Here is a 14,810-nt window from a genome sequence, read left to right as displayed (position 1 = left end):
GGGGGTGAAGGGCCAAATTCCGTATGTTGGAAATCTGTTTCCGGCATGCGGTACTCGCGTTATGCTCCGGTCGTCGTCCGCACCCGGAAAGCGAACCCCTGCCAGGAGGAATGCCATGTCCGAGAGCCGTGCCGAGAGCCGTGTCGAGACCCGTGCCGAGTCCGGTGCCGAGACCCGTGTCGCCCTGATCACCGGTTCCTCCTCCGGGATCGGCGCCGGCATCGCCCGCAGGCTGGCCGCGGCCGGCATCCGCGTGGTCCTGAACTCGGCGCGCAGCGAGAGCGCGGGCAAGGCGCTCGCCGCCGAACTGCCCGACGCGGTCTACGTGCGCGGCGACGTCGCGGACGCCGACGACGCGCGGCGGATCGTCCGGACGGCGATCGACACGTACGGACGGCTCGACATCCTGGTCAACAACGCGGGCGTCACCCGGTTCATCCCCCTGGGCGACCTGGACGCGGCCGACGCCGACGCGTGGCGCGAGATCTTCGAGGTCAACGTCATCGGCACCTGGCAGATGATCACCGCCGCCACCCCCCACCTGCGGGCGTCCGGGGCGGACGGCTCCGGCGCGGGCCCGGTCGTCATCAACATCTCCTCGGTCTCCGCGACCCGCGCGCTGGGCAGCTCCATCCCCTACGCCGTCAGCAAGGCCTCGGTCAACCACATGACCCGGCTGCTGGCCTCCCAGCTCGGACCCGCCGTCCGGGTGAACGCGATCGCCCCCGGCCTGATCGACACCCCCTGGTACGAGGGCGAGGACCAGGTCTGGGAGAGCTCGCGGGAGTGGATCACGCAGAACACCCCGCTGCGCCGCGTGGGCACCCCCGAGGACGTGGCCGAGGCCGCGCTCTACCTGGTCGACGCCGCCTACACGACCGGCGACGTGCTCACCGTCGACGGCGGCCGGCACGTCGTCTGACGCACCCGGCCCGCCATCCCCACCGGATTCCACATCGTGGACAACTACCCTCGGAATATGAACGCAGAAGCCGACGCACGCGACGCCGCCACACCGGCCACCTCCGCAAAGGCCAAGGTGAAGGCCGACGACCGCAGTCACGTCTTCCACTCCTGGTCGGCCCAAGAGCTCATCGACCCGCTCGCCGTGGCCGGTGCCGAGGGTTCCTACTTCTGGGACTACGACGGCAACCGCTTCCTCGACTTCTCCAGCGCCCTCGTCTACACGAACATCGGCTACCAGCACCCGAAGGTGGCCGCGGCCATCGCCGAGCAGGCCGGCAAGCTCTGCACCGTCGCCCCCGGCTTCGCCGTCGACGTGCGCTCCGAGGCCGCCCGGCTGATCGCCGAGCGCACCCCGGGCGACCTCGACAAGATCTTCTTCACCAACGCGGGCGCCGAGGCCGTGGAGAACGCCGTCCGGATGGCCCGGGTGCACACCGGCCGCCCCAAGGTCATGTCCGCGTACCGCTCGTACCACGGCGCCACCTCCACCGCGATCAACCTGACCGGGGACGCGCGCCGCTTCGGCAACGACACCGCCACCGCCGGCGTCGTGCACTTCTGGGGCCCGTTCGCCTACCGCTCGCCCTTCTACGCGGCCACCCCCGCCGAGGAGTGCGAGCGCGCGCTGCGCCACCTGGAGGACACCATCGTCTTCGAGGGCCCGCAGTCCATCGCCGCGATCATCCTGGAGACCGTCGGCGGCGCCCCCGGCGTGCTCGTGCACCCCGACGGCTACCTGGCCGGCGTCCGCGCGCTCTGCGACCGCTTCGGCATCGTCTTCATCCTCGACGAGATCATGGTCGGCTTCGGCCGCACCGGTACGTGGTTCGCCTCCGAGCATTGGGACGTCACCCCCGACCTGATCTGCTTCGCCAAGGGCGTGACCAGCGGATACGTCCCCCTCGGCGGGGTTGCCATCTCGGCCGCCATCGCGGAGACCTTCGCCCGCCGGCCCTACCCGGGCGGGCTGACGTACTCCGGGCACGTGCTGGCCTGCGCGGCCGCCGTCGCGACGATCAACGTCATGGAGGAGGAGGGCATCGTCGAGCAGTCCGCCCGCACCGGCGCAGAGCTGCTCGGGCCGGGCCTCGCAGCCATCGCCGAGCGCCACCCGTCCGTCGGGGAGGTCCGGGGGCTCGGCACGTTCTGGGCCCTGGAGCTCGTACGGAACAAGGAGACGCGCGAGCCGCTGGTCCCGTACAACGCCGCGGGCGCGGACAACGCGCCGATGGCCGAGTTCGGGGCGGCCCTGAAGAAGGCCGGCCTGTGGCCGCTGCTCGCCGGGAACCGGATCCACCTCGCGCCGCCCTGCAACGTGTCGGCCGAGGACGTGGAGAAGGGGCTGCGGATCATCGACGAGGCCCTGACGGTGGCCGACGCGCACACGGTCTGACCTGCGCAGATCGTACGGTTGCCCAAGCCGTGGGTGCCTGTTCTCAGAGGATTCGCTCCCTTACGAACGGCATGGAGACGTGCTGGAATCAACAGGCACCTACGGACCGGGATGCACGTCAGTCCCGGGGCGGTCCACGCGGGGAATCGGCGTGACCGAACGGCGGGGGGCGGGCTGCGCGTCCGCCGGACGCCGGGCGTACGGGATCCAGACGACCGGACTCCGTGTTCCCGAGTACCCGAAGGAAGACAGCGCATGAGCAAGCACATCCTCGCCCAGAACCAGTACGGCAAGGCCGAGAACCGCATCGTCAAGGTCACCCGCAAGGGCAGCGACGGTTCCTGGCACGAGATCCGCGACCTCAACGTCTCCGTCGCGCTGCGCGGCGAGTTCCGCGACGTCCACCTCACCGGTGACAACGCCAACTGCCTCCCCACGGACACCACCAAGAACACGGTGTACGCCTTCTCCAAGGAGCACGGCGTCGCCTCCCCCGAGGCCTTCGGCATCCTGCTCGCCAAGCACTTCGTCTCCTCCCAGGCCCCGATCCGCGAGGCGCAGATCCGCGTCGAGGAGTACGCCTGGGAGCGGATCCCGGTCCCGACGCGCAAGGAGCAGCACTCCTTCGCCCTCAAGGGCACCGAGGTGCGCACCGCGCAGATCACGTACAGCGAGACCACCGGTCTCCAGGTGATCTCGGGTCTGAAGGACCTGACCGTGATGAACTCGACCAACTCCGAGTTTCACGGCTTCATCAAGGACAAGTACACGACGCTGCAGGAGGCGTACGACCGCATCCTGGCGACCAAGGTCACCGCGCGCTGGGCGCACTCGGCGCTCGCCGCCGACGACGCCGAGTACGACTGGGACCAGTCGTACAAGAAGGTCCGCAAGAACATGCTGGAAGCCTTCGCGGAGACCTACTCGTACTCCCTGCAGCAGACCCTGAACCAGATGGCCGAGCGCGTGCTCGACAACTGCCCCAAGGTCAACGAGGTGCGCCTCAACCTCCCCAACAAGCACCACTTCCTCGTCGACCTGGAGCCCTTCGGCCTCAAGAACGACAACGAGGTCTACTTCGCGGCCGACCGCATGTACGGCCTCATCGAGGGCACCGTGCACCGCGACGGCGTGCAGCCGGTGATCGCGACGAGCGACTGGATCGTGGCCTAGCGCCCGCTCCGCACCGACGGTAGACGGTAGTTCGGCCCGGACCGCGTCGCGGGGTCCGGGCCGTTCCTCGTTCTCACGCGGGGGAGTCCTCCCGGGCTCCCTCCCGGGCCTCCGGGGAGTCCTCCGGCTGCCCCACGAGCAGGTTCCAGCGCCCGGAGCGCCCCGTCAGCGTCGTCACCGACGCCGGCCGCACGTCGAGGCGCCAGAAGGCCGCCGCGGGCAGCTCCAGGGCCCACACCACGGCCGCCCGTACGACGCCTTGCCCGACCACCGCCCGGTGCGTGCCCGGCGCCAGCGCGCCCAGGTGTGCGCCGACCCGCGCGATCAGGGCCTCCACCGACTCCCCGCCGCCCGGGGGCGCGTACGAGGTGTCGGTCATCCACCGCCGCAGCCCCTCGGGGTCCTCCCGGGCCACGTCGTCCATGGCCCGCCCGGCCCAGGCGCCGTGATCCTGGCCGCGCAGCCCTTCGTGCCCCGGGCTGGGATCCCCGTACGGGAAGCGGTGCAGGCGCCCCGCCTCGTCCAAGGGGAGACTCACGAGCCGGACTCGTACGGTGGTGGGGTGCACCGTCCGATTGTCCCGGGGTTTCGCATCGCGTTCAACCGTCGGCCACCTGTCCAGCGCGGACATGACAATCCCTCAAGCGAGCGTCTTCCTCTCAGGGCAAAACCCTTATGAAGGAAGAACATTGACCCTACGTTCGGCCGCCCGCGCCTCCGCACTCGTGCTCTGCACAGCACTCGCCGCGTCCGCCGCGCTCCCGGCACAAGCCTCCTCGGCACACGCCTCCTCGATCAGCGGCATCCGGCCCAAGGCGGAGACCGCGCCGCTGTACGACGACGAGGCCGGCGGCGACGCCAACGCGGACGACCCGTCGATCTGGCGCAACGCCGCCGACCCGGGCCGCAGCCTGGTGATCGCGACCGCCAAGCAGGGCGGCCTGCGGGTCTACGACCTGGAGGCCCGGCAGGTGCAGTCGCTGCCCGCCCCGGCCGGACCGGGCGCCGACGACGCTCCCGGCCGCTTCAACAACGTCGACCTGCTCAACGGCCTGCGGCTGGGCGGCGGTCGCGCCGACGTCGCGGTGGTCAGCGACCGGGGCAACGACCGCCTGCGGATCTACCGGATCGACCGGAACCGGCCCGGCGGCCCGCTCACCGACGTCACCGACCCGGCGGCGCGCCCGGTCTTCTCCGCCGACCAGGCCGAGATCAACGAGCAGAAGACCGCGTACGGCCTGGCCACCTGGACGGACCGGAAGACCGGCCGGTCCTACGCGGTGGTCAGTCAGCGCAACCGCACCCGGATCGCCCTGCTGGAGCTGGTCGCCACCCCCGCCGGCACGGTCGACTACCGCCAGGTGCGCACGCTCGACCTGCCGGCCTCCTTCCGCCTGCCGAACGGCGCCGCCTGGACGCCCTGCGGCGAGCCGGGCGAGCTGCCGCAGGTCGAGGGCATGGTCGTCGACCCCGCGGACGGCACCCTGTACGCGGGGCAGGAGGACGTCGGCATCTGGCGCATCGACGCGGGCCTCACCGGCACGCCGAAGCTGATCGACAAGGTGCGCGAGTACGGCGTCCCCGGCACCTACGACGAGGAGACCGAGGAGTGCGCGCCCGGCGCCGATCCCGGCTACGGCGGCAAGCGCCTGACGGCCGACGTCGAGGGCCTGACCCTGGTCACCGAAGCCGACGGCGACGGCTACCTGCTCGCCTCCAGCCAGGGCGACGACACCTTCGTCGCCTACGACCGCGAGCGCGAGGACCGCAACGAGTTCGAGGGCGCCTTCCGGATCACCGCGGCCTCCGCCGCCCTGGACGGCTCCGAGGTCTGCGACGGAGCCGCCGCCCTCAACGCCCCCCTCGGCACGCGCTACCCCCGCGGCCTGCTCGTCGTCCAGGACGGCCGGGAAACCCCCGGCGACGGCGACCGCGAGGCGACCGGCTTCAAGTTCATCGACCTCGGCGAGGTGGTCGACGCCATCGACTGACTCCATCGACTGGCGGGACGGCGGGTAGGACGGCGGGCGACGGGTGGGACGGAGCCCTCCTGAGACGACTCTGTAAGGCCGCCATAAAGAGCGGTACGGTGGCGGACGACAAGACGACGGTATGACGGAAGTCCGGTTGAGAATCCGGCACGGTCGCGCCACTGTGAATCCTCCCGGAGGGGGAGGAAAGTCAGACCCGCCACCGTCGTCGCAAGCACCACTGACCGGGACGCGTGTTCCCTCTGGAGGCTCTGCCATGGCCGACTCCGCCGTGCCCACGACTGCCACCCCCCTGGCCGTCGCACCCATCTCCCTCTCCACCCTGGCCCCTTGGGCGCTGTTCGCCGGTGTCCTGATGCTGGTCCTGCTCTACCTCGTCGGCGCCGAGCAGGGCGCCACCGCGATCTTCGAAGGCGACACCATCCACGAGTGGATGCACGACGGTCGCCACCTCCTCGGCTTCCCCTGCCACTGATCCACCGATCCGCAAGGGACCGAGAACTCCATGAACAATCCCCTTTCCCCCCGCGTGCTCCTCGTCCGGGGCATGCTCGCCGGCCTGCTGGCCGGTGTCGCCGCGTTCCTCGTCGCGTACTTCCTCGGTGAATCCCAGGTCGACGCGGCGATCGCCATCGAGGAAGCCGGAGCCCACGACCACCACGGCGAGGCGGCCCCGGTCAGCCGGGCCCTCCAGGCCACGGCCGGGCTGGGCACCGGCACCCTGCTCTACGGGATCGCGCTCGGCGGCATCGCCGCGCTCGTCTACTGCTACGCCCTGGGCCGGATCGGCCGCTTCGGCCCCCGGGCCACGGCGCTGCTCGTCTCCGGCGGTCTGTTCGTCACCGTCACCCTGGTGCCGTTCTTCAAGTACCCCGCCAATCCGCCCGCCGTCGGGGACCCCGAGACCTCGGCCCAGCGGACCACCCTCTACGTCCTGATGCTCGCGCTCGGCCTGCTGCTCGCGGCGGCCGCGCTGATCCTGGGCCGGCGCCTCGCGCCGCGCCTGGGCAACTGGAACGCCTCGGTCGCCGCCTCGCTCGCCTTCGTGGCGGCCGTCGGCATCGCCTACGCGCTCCTGCCCGGCATCAACGAGGTCCCGGAAGGCTTCCCGGCGGCGCTCGTCTGGCAGTTCCGGCTCGCCTCGCTCGCCATTCAAGCCGCGATGTGGACCACTTTCGGCCTGGCTTTCGGATTTCTTGCCGAACGGGCCCTTGCCCCCGCCCTTTCGCCCAAGGAGGCTGTACAGCCTGCGAGTTGACGTCTTGCGTGCAAGTGACTGAGAGGCTGGTGACGGCGCGGTGACGACGGCGACCCGAGAGCTCGGGGACCACCGAAGACCCAAAGGCCGTCGGAAGGGGCCGTACCGTCCGCACCGGCCGCACTGGCCGAACCGGCAGCAGCGGCGCGAGGTGCGGGAGTGGCGGGGCTGGACGGGCGCCGCCCCGTTCTGGCTGAACGCGGTGCTCCTGCTGCTGACCCCCTTCACCACCGTCACGCTCCTCGCGCAGGTCGGCATCATCGCGGGCCTGACCGCCATCGCCGGTCTGGCCCGCCACCTCTGGTCGGGTGACTACGGCCATGCGGCGATCCACTCCGCCGCCGCACTCATGGGTGCGGCGGCGGTGGCGGTCGTGGTGGTCTGACCGGGGGCTAGCCCCCGGACGGCTGTCCCGGCTGCCGGATGTCATGGCGGCAGACGCTCAACCATCCTCGTTTCATGACCACTTACCGCAGCAAGACCGTACTCGTCGCCCTCTGCGCCACGGCCGTGGCGGCCACGCTGACCGGCACCGCAGGCGCCACGGCCACCGCCGCCACCACCAGCCGCGCCACCGCGCCCGCCCCCCTGGCCTGGGCGGCGTGCACCCACGAGGGCCACCTCGACGGCCAGCAGTGCGCGAAGCTGTCCGTCCCCCTCGACTACGCCGACCCGGCCGGCCCGCAGGTCGAACTCGCCGTGTCCCGCCTGCCCAGCACCCGTCCCGCCGCCCGGCGGGGGACGCTGGCCGTGGTCCCGGGCGGGCCGGGCGGCTCGGGCGTGCAGCGGCTCTCGCAGAAGGGGGCGGCGCTGGCCGGGCAGTTGGACGGTGCCTACGACATCGTCGCGTTCGACCCGCGCGGAGTCGGCGGCAGCGTCACCGCCGCGTGCGGCCTGGACGCGGCCGACCGGCGCCTGACGACCTTGCGCTCCTGGCCCGCCGCCGACGGGGGGATCGCGGAGAACGCCGACCGCTCCCGCAGGGTGGCCGAGGCCTGCGCCGCGAACGGCGGTGCGGAGCTGCGCAGTTTCACCACCGCCAACCAGGCGCGCGACATGGACCGCTTCCGGGAGGCCCTCGGCGAGCGGAAGCTGTCCGTCTGGGCCGTCTCCTACGGGACCTACGTGACGGCGGTGTACGCGCAGAAGTTCCCGGGGCGCACCGACCGCCTGGTGCTGGACAGCAGCGGTGATCCCGACCCGAAGCGGGTCGCGCGCGGCTGGCTGGCGAACATGGCCCAGGGCGCCGACGACCGCTTCCCCGACTTCGCGGCCTGGGCGGCGGACCCGGCGCGGGCGAAGGAGGGGCTGCGGCTCGCCGAACGCCCCGACGAGGTGCGCCCGTTGTTCCTGGCGCTGGCGGCGGAGCTGGACCGTTCCCCGAAGCCCTCGAACGTGCCCGGGCTGCCGCTGACCGGCACGATGCTGCGCCAGGCCCTGCAGACCGCCCTCTACGGCGACGCCCAGTTCCCCGCCTTCGCCCGCCTGGTGCGCGCGGCTCAGGACCCCAAGGCCGTCCCGGAGCTGCCCAAGGAGCTCGCCGGGGTGCTGCCCGACACGGACGCGGCGCTGATGGTGGGGGTCATCTGCAACGACGTGGAATGGCCGAGGAACGTCTCCGGGTACGAGCGGGCGGTGGCCGCGGACCGGGCCGCGCACCCGCTGACGGCCGGGATGCCGGCGAACATCACCCCGTGCGCCTTCTGGAAGGACGCCCCCGCCGAACGACCCACCCGCATCACCGACCGGGGCCCCTCGAACATCCTGATGGTCCAGAACCTCCGCGACCCGGCGACCCCGTACGCCGCCTCGCTGAAGATGCGCGAAGCCCTCGGCCCGCGCGCCCGGCTGCTCACCGTCGACCACGGCGGCCACGGGGTCTACCTGGGCAACGGCAACGCCTGCTCCGACCGCACGGTCACCGCGTACCTCACGACGGGGGAGCGTCCCCTCCGGGACTCCGCGTGCCTGTCCTGAAGATCCGGTCCAGGTGGTGGCGCAGCACCGCGACGGCCGACTCGGGCCCCCGCTGGCCGACCAGGATGCTGGTGCCCATGGTCGCCGCCATGGCGAGCAGGCTGATCGCCTCCGTGCGCGCGTCGGCGTCCGGGTCGGCCAGGCCGGATTCCTGGGCCTGGCCGATCAGCCCGGCCACCGCGTCCTCGGCGGCGTCGGGGTTGTCGATGAACGGCTGGGCGGCGAGGGCCTCGTCGGTCACGGACAGGATCGAGTATGAGCTGTAGAGGAGGTGGAAGGTGCGGCTCTCCTCGTCGGTCGGCAGGGAGGCCAGCAGCAGCGCCTCGATCGTCGCGCGCGGGCCGGGGTTCGGGCCGGCGGCGGCGAGGCGGGCGCCCACCCGGGCGGTGAAGCGGTCGGTCAGGTGCTGGAGCCCGTAGAAGAGCAGCTTCTCCTTGGTCTGGAAGTAGTACTGGACCAGGCGCAGGGAGACCCCCGCCTCGGCCGCCACGTCGCGCATGCCGACCGCGTGCAGTCCGCGCCGTCCGGCGACGCGGATGAGTGCCTCGGCGATCTGGGTGCGCCGTTCCTCGTGGTCCACGCGTTTCGGCATGTTCTGGTGTCTCCGCCCGTGGGTGCTCGTCGGTGCTCGTGGGTGCTCGTGGGTGATGAGCCCGCGGCTCGTTTTCATGGTACCGCCGTATCAACATCATGGTACGGTCGTATCACGAAAGAACGGATTCCTCGATCCTCCAGGAGGTCCCCCCGTGCCCGAGACCCCTACACCTGAGAGCGTGCCCCGTGTACGCCGCGACATCGGCCGCTACGTGAGCGACGAGCTGCGGAGCCGCTACTTCGCAGCCTGCGACGCCCTCTACGCGAAGGGGGCGCCCGCCCGCTCCGAGACGGACGTGGAGACGAGCTTCGGGACCACGCACGTCTACCGCTACGGTCCCGCGGACCCGGCGGCGGAGTCCCGTACGCCCGTCGTCCTGATCCACGGTTCGGGCGGCTGCTCGGCCCAGTGGTACCCCAACACCGCCGCGCTCAGCGCCGACCGGCCCGTCTACGCGCTCGACACCCCCGGCGACCCGGGCCGCAGTGTCCACCGCGAGCCGATGTGGCAGCCCGAGCGCGCGGCCCAGTGGATGGACGAGGCCCTCGACGCGCTCGGCCTGGACCGGGTCCACCTGGTCGGCTCCTCCTACGGCGGCTGGCTGGTCATCAACCAGGCGCACCTGCGCCCCGGCCGGCTCGCCTCGGTCACCGCCCTGGACCCGGGCGGCCTGGAGAAGGTGGGCCTGCGCTTCTTCGTGTGGATCTTCGCCAGCCTCTTCGCGACCTACGCTCCCAAGGCGCTGCGCCCCCGCCTGGCCAAGTGGCTGGAGCAGCCGGTCCTGGTCGTCCCCGAGCTGCGCGCGATGATCCAGGCGAGCGTCCGCGCCTTTCGGATCCGCCGCCCCGCGCCGCTGCCGCTCTCGGACGCGGAACTGGGCACGATCCGCACGCCGTTCTACCTGATCATGGGAAAGCGGAGCCTGCTCGTGCACCCGAAGCGCCAGCTGGAGCGGGTGCCGCGGGTGATCCCCGGAGCCCGCGCCGAGATCGTCTCCGCGACCGGGCACGGCCCGCAGATCGACCACCCCGAGCTGGTCAACGCCCGGATGCTCAGCTTCTTCGAGGACGTCGACTCCCTCGACCCGGCCGCGCGCGAAGCCGCGTAGCAGGGTGTCGGCTCAGCCCGCGGCGGTCCGGAAGCGGAGCCGGTACTCCGTCGGTGTGGTGTCGAGCGTGCGCCGGAACGCCCGTACCAGGGTGTCGGCGGTGCCGAACCCGCAGGTGGAGGCGATCCGTTCGAGCGTGGCATCGGTGGCTTCGAGCTGGCCCCGCGCCAGCTCCACACGGGCGGACTCGATGTAGGCGGCCGGGGTCATGCCCAGCTCGGACGTGAAGATCCGGGCCAACTGCCGCTCGCTGACGTGCGCGTACGCGGCGATGTCGGCCAGGCTGAGCCGGCCGCCGAGGTGCCGCCGAATGAAATGCCGCAGGTCCTCGCCGCGCCGTGTCGCGGAGACGGGCTCCAGCGGGACGCTGAACTGGCTCTGTCCGCCCGGCCGCTTCAGGTACATCACCAGCTGCCGGGCCACGCGCAGGGCGACCCCCTCGCCGAAATCCTCGGCGACCAGGGCGAGCGAGAGGTCCAGGCAGGCGCTGATCCCGGCGCCGGTCCACACCTCGCCCTCCCGGATGAAGACCGGGTCGGCGTCCACCTCGACCGCCGGGTGCTCGGCGGCGAGCTGCCCCGCCGTGGACCAGTGCGTGGTGGCCCGCTTGCCGTCGAGCAGCCCGGCCGCGGCCAGCAGGTGCGCCCCCACGCAGACGGAGGCGACCCGGCGCGCGCGCCCGGCGAGCGTCCGCACCCAGCCGACCACCTCCGGGTCGGTGAGGGCGCGGACGCGGCGCTCGGCGTCCACCTCGACCGCGCCGGGCACCAGGAGCGTGTCGATCCTCCGCGCGGCGGCCTCACCGAAGGTCAGGTCCGGCAGGATGCGCACCCCGGCCGAGGTGGTGACGGGATCGAGGGTCCGCGCGGCCAGGACCACCCGGTAGCCGGCCGCGTCGTCGGTCTCCCGCGGGACGAGGGAGAACACCTCGGGCGGTCCGGTGACGTCCAGCAGGTCGACGCCCTCGAAGAGCACGATCACGATCAGTCGTGCGACGGGCCCCAGGGGCGCGGAATCGAGGTCCAGCCGGTGTCCATTGGTCTCCATCGGTCTCCATCGGTCTCCATCGGTCTCCATCGGCGCTCACGAGCAGATGTGTTCAACGCTAACACAAATGGTAAGTGTTGATTACGAAACCCTGCGATGTCATGCGCCCCAGCCCCCGTCTCCCCAGGCCGGATCTGTTAGCGCTGCTACCATCGACGCCATGTCAACGGCCCGAGAGCGCATCCTGGAAGCCACCGCGGAGCTGCTCGCCACCAAGGACGCACCGGCGATCTCCACCCGGGCCATCTGCGACCGGGCCAAGGTCGGCATGCCCGAGATCTACCGCCAGTTCGGTGACAAGGAGGGGCTGCTCACCGCGGTGGCCGACCTCGGCTTCGAGCGCTTCCTCGCCAACAAGAGGCGCAATCCGCAGACCGGTGATCCGGTGGCGGACCTGCGCACGGCCTGGGACAGCCACGTGGCGTTCGCCCTCGGCAACCCCCACCTCTACCGGCTGATGTTCACCCCGGCGGGAGCGGCCAAGCCGCAGGCGATCGCCGAAGCGCAGGCCCTGCTCCTGACGGCCGTGGAACGGTGCCGCGACGCCGGCCGGCTGCGGACGGCCCCGGCGCTGGCCGGCCGGTCGATCCTCTCCGCGAACGTGGGCGTGTGCCTGATGGCACTGTCCTTCCCCGAGCTGTACGGGGGCCTGGACATCTCCCAGTCGGTACGGGACGCGGTGATCGGGAAGGTCACCGGCGACGAGCGGGAGGACACGAGGATCGGCGCCGCGACCGTCCTCGCCCAGGCCCTGGTCGACACCCTCACCGGAGCGACCCCGCCGTGACATCGTGGTCCCATGGCCATCGAAATCCGCCCGGCTTCGGTCTTCGAGGACGTCCGGACCCTGATCGGTCCGAAGTCGCCCGGGGCCAACGTCTGCTGGTGCCTGAGCTACCGGATCCCGTCCAAGCTCAACAACGAGCTCCGCGGACCGGCCCGCGGTGCGTACGTCGCCGAGCTGTGCCGGGCCGGGACCCCTTTGGGCGTGCTCGCCTACGACGGTGACGAGCCGGTCGGCTGGGCCGCCGTCGCACCGCGCTCCGACACCTCCTTCGCGCGCAGCCGGAAGATCCCGTACGTCGACGACCTGCCGGTCTGGTCGCTGTGGTGCATCCGCGTACGCCCCGGTCACCGGAAGAAGGGGGTCTCGCACGCCCTCATCGCCGGTGCGGTCGAGTTCGCCCGGTCCCACGGCGCACCGGCGATCGAGGCGTACCCGATCGACAGCGGTGGTGCCCGGGTCGACCTGACCATGGCGTACGCCGGGATCCGGAAGAACTTCGAGCGTGCCGGATTCACCCACGCCGCCGACACCACCTCGGTACTGGCCGGTCATCCCCGGGTCCTGATGCGGCTCGACCTGCGCTGAAGGCGTCCGGCGCCGCACGCCGCTACGCCCGGCCGCCGCGGATGAAGCCGCCGACCAGCTCGACGAACTCGTCCTCCTTCTCGAAGAAGACGACGTGCCCGGCCTCGATCTCGGCGTACGTGCTGTGCGCGATCGCGGCGTGCAGTTCACGGCTGTTCTCCACCGGGATCGTGATGTCCAGGGTGGCGCCGATGACGAGCGTCTCGGCCTCGATGAACGGCAGCAGACCGCGGATGTCGACACGGGTGTCGAGGTCGACGTGGCGCAGGGTGCCGGGGGTGGGGGGCATGTTCGGGATCAGGAGCTCCACCTGCTCGCGGCCGATCGCGTTGAGGAAGCCCCGGCTGAAGCCGGTCATGGCCACGGAGCGGCCGAAGGCGGCCGGGTCGGATGCGCCGAGCTGCTTCCACAGGGTGAAGAGGTTGCGCAGGTACTCGTCCCCCTCGGTGTGGGCCCAGCCGGCCACCAGGATCAGCCGGCGCACGAGGTCGGGTCGCAGCGCGGCGACGGCGGCGGACACGGGCGCGCCCATGGAGAAGCCGAGCAGGTCCACCGGCCCGGTGCCCGCGTCCTCGATGACGGCGATGACCTGCGCGGCCAGCCCCTCCACGGTCAGCGGGCCGCCGTCGTCCGTGGTGCGGTCCGTGCCGGAGAGATCGGGGGTGATCACGGTGTGGCCGGCGGTGAAACGGGGCAGCGTCTGCCCCCAGTTCACGGCGGAACCGCCCGAGCCAGTGCCGTGGACGAGGACGAGCGCCGGGCCGGTGCCCGTGCCGGTGCCGGTGCGGTCGTAGGAGACCTCGGCGTCGGCCACGCGGACGGTGGCGCTCACGGTGGTGCTCACGGTGGTCTCGGTGCTCAGCGTCGTGGACATGGCTGCTCCTCCTGGTGCGTCGGGCGCCGGGGGCGTCTCCCCTCCGGCTCCGCCCACACTGCCGCCGCGCGGCCGGGGGCGGGAGAGACCCCTCGAACCTGGGACCGGCGATCCCTGGATACGGGGCACACCGCGGGACACACCGTGCCGCAGGGGTCCGGCAGGATGATCCACATGACGATCGATCGCCGTGAGCTCGCCGACTTCCTCCGCCGTTCGCGCGAGCGGGTGCGCCCGCAGGACGCGGGCCTCACCGCCGGGCCCCGGCGGCGTACGCCCGGGCTGCGACGCGAGGAAGTGGCCCAGCTCGCGGGCATGTCGGCCGACTACTACATCCGGCTGGAGCAGGCCCGCGGCCCGCAGCCCTCACCGCAGATGCTGTCCGCCCTGGCCCGCGCCCTGCGCCTCGGCGACGACGCCCGCGACCACCTCCACCTGCTCGCAGGGCACCGCCCGCCCGCCGCGCGGCTCGCCGGCGACCAGGTCGGCGCGGGCCTGCTGCACCTGCTGGACGCGTTGCCCGGAACTCCGGCGCAGGTCCTGAGCGACCTGGGCGACGTACTGGCCCAGAACGAGCTGGCCCGCACCCTCCTGGGCGGCGTGTGCACGGTGTCCGAGCACGGCCGCAACGTCGTCTGGCGCTGGTTCGCCGACCCGTCCGCGCGGGACGCGTACCCGGCCGGGGAACACGAGCAGTACAGCCGCCTCCACGTGGCGGACCTGCGGGCGGCCGTCGGGCGGCGCTCCTCGGACCCGGCCGCCACCCGTCTGGTGGAGCGGCTGCGGGAGGCCAGCGAGGAGTTCACCGCCCTGTGGGAACTGCACGAGGTCGCCGTCCGCCGCCACACCCGCATGCGGGTGATCCACCCGGTCGTCGGCCCCGTGGACCTCGACTGCCAGGTGCTCCTCGCCCCGGAGGGCGACCAGCGCCTCCTGCTCCTGACGCCGCCGCCCGGCACGGACGCGGCAGACCGCCTGAACCTCCTCCGGGTCGTCGGCACCGAACAGTTCGCGCAGCCCGGCTGACCCGCCATCCTCGTAAACCATCTTTCTCCG

16 protein-coding genes and 1 riboswitch are annotated in these 14,810 nt (G+C 72.0%); of the genes, 12 read left to right on the top strand and 4 right to left on the bottom strand.

Annotated elements, in window-relative coordinates; genetic code table 11:
- The first annotated feature begins 115 nt into the window (after positions 1–115).
- From MTF69_RS04440 to pucL, 3 genes are all read left to right on the top strand, one after another.
- Positions 116–922 carry an SDR family NAD(P)-dependent oxidoreductase gene (locus MTF69_RS04440; protein ID WP_243330867.1) on the top strand — a complete coding sequence of 269 codons (807 nt, stop codon included), beginning with the start codon at positions 116–118 and terminating at the stop codon, positions 920–922.
- Positions 923–979: 57 nt separating this feature from the next.
- Complete coding sequence (locus MTF69_RS04435; protein WP_243330866.1) at positions 980–2,359, top strand: aspartate aminotransferase family protein; 1,380 nt, start codon at positions 980–982, stop codon at positions 2,357–2,359.
- Between the two features lie 255 nt (positions 2,360–2,614).
- A complete protein-coding gene (gene pucL, locus MTF69_RS04430; RefSeq protein ID WP_243330865.1) occupies positions 2,615–3,532 on the top strand; it encodes a factor-independent urate hydroxylase in 918 nt (305 codons plus the stop codon).
- A gap of 73 nt (positions 3,533–3,605) precedes the next feature.
- Here the strand turns inward: pucL and MTF69_RS04425 are convergent, their stop codons facing one another.
- Positions 3,606–4,070 carry a histidine phosphatase family protein gene (locus tag MTF69_RS04425; protein ID WP_243330864.1) on the bottom strand — a complete coding sequence of 155 codons (465 nt, stop codon included), beginning with the start codon at positions 4,068–4,070 and terminating at the stop codon, positions 3,606–3,608.
- A gap of 151 nt (positions 4,071–4,221) precedes the next feature.
- On the opposite strand from MTF69_RS04425, the gene MTF69_RS04420 reads away from it, so the two are divergent.
- The 5 genes from MTF69_RS04420 to MTF69_RS04400 all read left to right on the top strand — a co-directional run bounded on the left by MTF69_RS04420 (position 4,222) and on the right by MTF69_RS04400 (position 8,758).
- The gene (locus MTF69_RS04420; RefSeq protein WP_243330863.1) at positions 4,222–5,523 is read left to right on the top strand and encodes a phytase; all 1,302 of its coding nucleotides are present in this window, start codon (positions 4,222–4,224) and stop codon (positions 5,521–5,523) included.
- A gap of 82 nt (positions 5,524–5,605) precedes the next feature.
- Positions 5,606–5,742, top strand: a riboswitch (cobalamin riboswitch).
- 37 nt (positions 5,743–5,779) lie between these two features.
- Entirely contained in the window at positions 5,780–5,998 is a 219-nt protein-coding gene (locus tag MTF69_RS04415) for a CbtB-domain containing protein (protein WP_243330862.1), read from the top strand.
- A 30-nt stretch (positions 5,999–6,028) separates the two neighbouring features.
- Entirely contained in the window at positions 6,029–6,781 is a 753-nt protein-coding gene (locus tag MTF69_RS04410) for a CbtA family protein (protein WP_243330861.1), read from the top strand.
- Between the two features lie 151 nt (positions 6,782–6,932).
- A complete protein-coding gene (locus MTF69_RS04405; RefSeq protein WP_243330860.1) occupies positions 6,933–7,166 on the top strand; it encodes a hypothetical protein in 234 nt (77 codons plus the stop codon).
- Between the two features lie 74 nt (positions 7,167–7,240).
- Positions 7,241–8,758 carry an alpha/beta hydrolase gene (locus tag MTF69_RS04400; RefSeq protein ID WP_243330859.1) on the top strand — a complete coding sequence of 506 codons (1,518 nt, stop codon included), beginning with the start codon at positions 7,241–7,243 and terminating at the stop codon, positions 8,756–8,758.
- On the opposite strand, the gene MTF69_RS04395 is transcribed toward MTF69_RS04400, so the two are convergent.
- Positions 8,712–9,350: a TetR/AcrR family transcriptional regulator gene (locus MTF69_RS04395; RefSeq protein WP_243330858.1), complete on the bottom strand. Its 639-nt coding sequence runs from the start codon at positions 9,348–9,350 to the stop codon at positions 8,712–8,714. The genes MTF69_RS04400 and MTF69_RS04395 overlap by 47 nt on opposite strands.
- A 181-nt stretch (positions 9,351–9,531) precedes the next feature.
- Here MTF69_RS04395 and MTF69_RS04390 point away from each other — a divergent pair, with 181 nt between their 5' ends.
- Positions 9,532–10,461 (top strand): alpha/beta fold hydrolase, encoded by a 930-nt coding sequence (locus tag MTF69_RS04390; protein ID WP_243330857.1) that lies wholly within the window; start codon positions 9,532–9,534, stop codon positions 10,459–10,461.
- Between the two features lie 12 nt (positions 10,462–10,473).
- Here the strand turns inward: MTF69_RS04390 and MTF69_RS04385 are convergent, their stop codons facing one another.
- Positions 10,474–11,466, bottom strand: a complete 993-nt coding sequence (locus MTF69_RS04385) for a GlxA family transcriptional regulator (protein WP_243331351.1) — start codon at positions 11,464–11,466, stop codon at positions 10,474–10,476.
- 202 nt (positions 11,467–11,668) lie between these two features.
- Here MTF69_RS04385 and MTF69_RS04380 point away from each other — a divergent pair, with 202 nt between their 5' ends.
- Positions 11,669–12,295, top strand: coding sequence for a TetR/AcrR family transcriptional regulator (locus MTF69_RS04380; protein ID WP_243330856.1), 627 nt, complete (start codon positions 11,669–11,671; stop codon positions 12,293–12,295).
- A 12-nt stretch (positions 12,296–12,307) separates the two neighbouring features.
- Positions 12,308–12,880, top strand: coding sequence for a GNAT family N-acetyltransferase (locus MTF69_RS04375; protein WP_243330854.1), 573 nt, complete (start codon positions 12,308–12,310; stop codon positions 12,878–12,880).
- 22 nt (positions 12,881–12,902) lie between these two features.
- Here MTF69_RS04375 and MTF69_RS04370 read toward each other — a convergent pair whose 3' ends face one another.
- A complete protein-coding gene (locus MTF69_RS04370) occupies positions 12,903–13,754 on the bottom strand; it encodes an alpha/beta fold hydrolase (RefSeq protein WP_243330853.1) in 852 nt (283 codons plus the stop codon).
- 165 nt (positions 13,755–13,919) lie between these two features.
- Here MTF69_RS04370 and MTF69_RS04365 point away from each other — a divergent pair, with 165 nt between their 5' ends.
- A complete protein-coding gene (locus MTF69_RS04365; RefSeq protein ID WP_243330851.1) occupies positions 13,920–14,780 on the top strand; it encodes a helix-turn-helix transcriptional regulator in 861 nt (286 codons plus the stop codon).
- The last annotated feature ends 30 nt before the right edge of the window (positions 14,781–14,810 follow it).

Source organism: Streptomyces sp. AP-93 (assembly GCF_022808175.1).
Taxonomy (GTDB): domain Bacteria; phylum Actinomycetota; class Actinomycetes; order Streptomycetales; family Streptomycetaceae; genus Streptomyces.
This window is presented reverse-complemented; position numbering and strand designations above follow the sequence as displayed.

Coding starts and splice junctions, on each gene's coding strand:
- MTF69_RS04370 (WP_243330853.1), bottom strand. CDS start 13,754: ATGTCCACGACGCTGAGCACCGAGACCACCGTGAGCACCACCGTGAGC.
- pucL (WP_243330865.1), top strand. CDS start 2,615: ATGAGCAAGCACATCCTCGCCCAGAACCAGTACGGCAAGGCCGAGAAC.
- MTF69_RS04435 (WP_243330866.1), top strand. CDS start 980: ATGAACGCAGAAGCCGACGCACGCGACGCCGCCACACCGGCCACCTCC.
- MTF69_RS04395 (WP_243330858.1), bottom strand. CDS start 9,350: ATGCCGAAACGCGTGGACCACGAGGAACGGCGCACCCAGATCGCCGAG.
- MTF69_RS04440 (WP_243330867.1), top strand. CDS start 116: ATGTCCGAGAGCCGTGCCGAGAGCCGTGTCGAGACCCGTGCCGAGTCC.
- MTF69_RS04415 (WP_243330862.1), top strand. CDS start 5,780: ATGGCCGACTCCGCCGTGCCCACGACTGCCACCCCCCTGGCCGTCGCA.
- MTF69_RS04375 (WP_243330854.1), top strand. CDS start 12,308: ATGGCCATCGAAATCCGCCCGGCTTCGGTCTTCGAGGACGTCCGGACC.
- MTF69_RS04410 (WP_243330861.1), top strand. CDS start 6,029: ATGAACAATCCCCTTTCCCCCCGCGTGCTCCTCGTCCGGGGCATGCTC.
- MTF69_RS04365 (WP_243330851.1), top strand. CDS start 13,920: ATGATCCACATGACGATCGATCGCCGTGAGCTCGCCGACTTCCTCCGC.
- MTF69_RS04380 (WP_243330856.1), top strand. CDS start 11,669: ATGTCAACGGCCCGAGAGCGCATCCTGGAAGCCACCGCGGAGCTGCTC.
- MTF69_RS04400 (WP_243330859.1), top strand. CDS start 7,241: ATGACCACTTACCGCAGCAAGACCGTACTCGTCGCCCTCTGCGCCACG.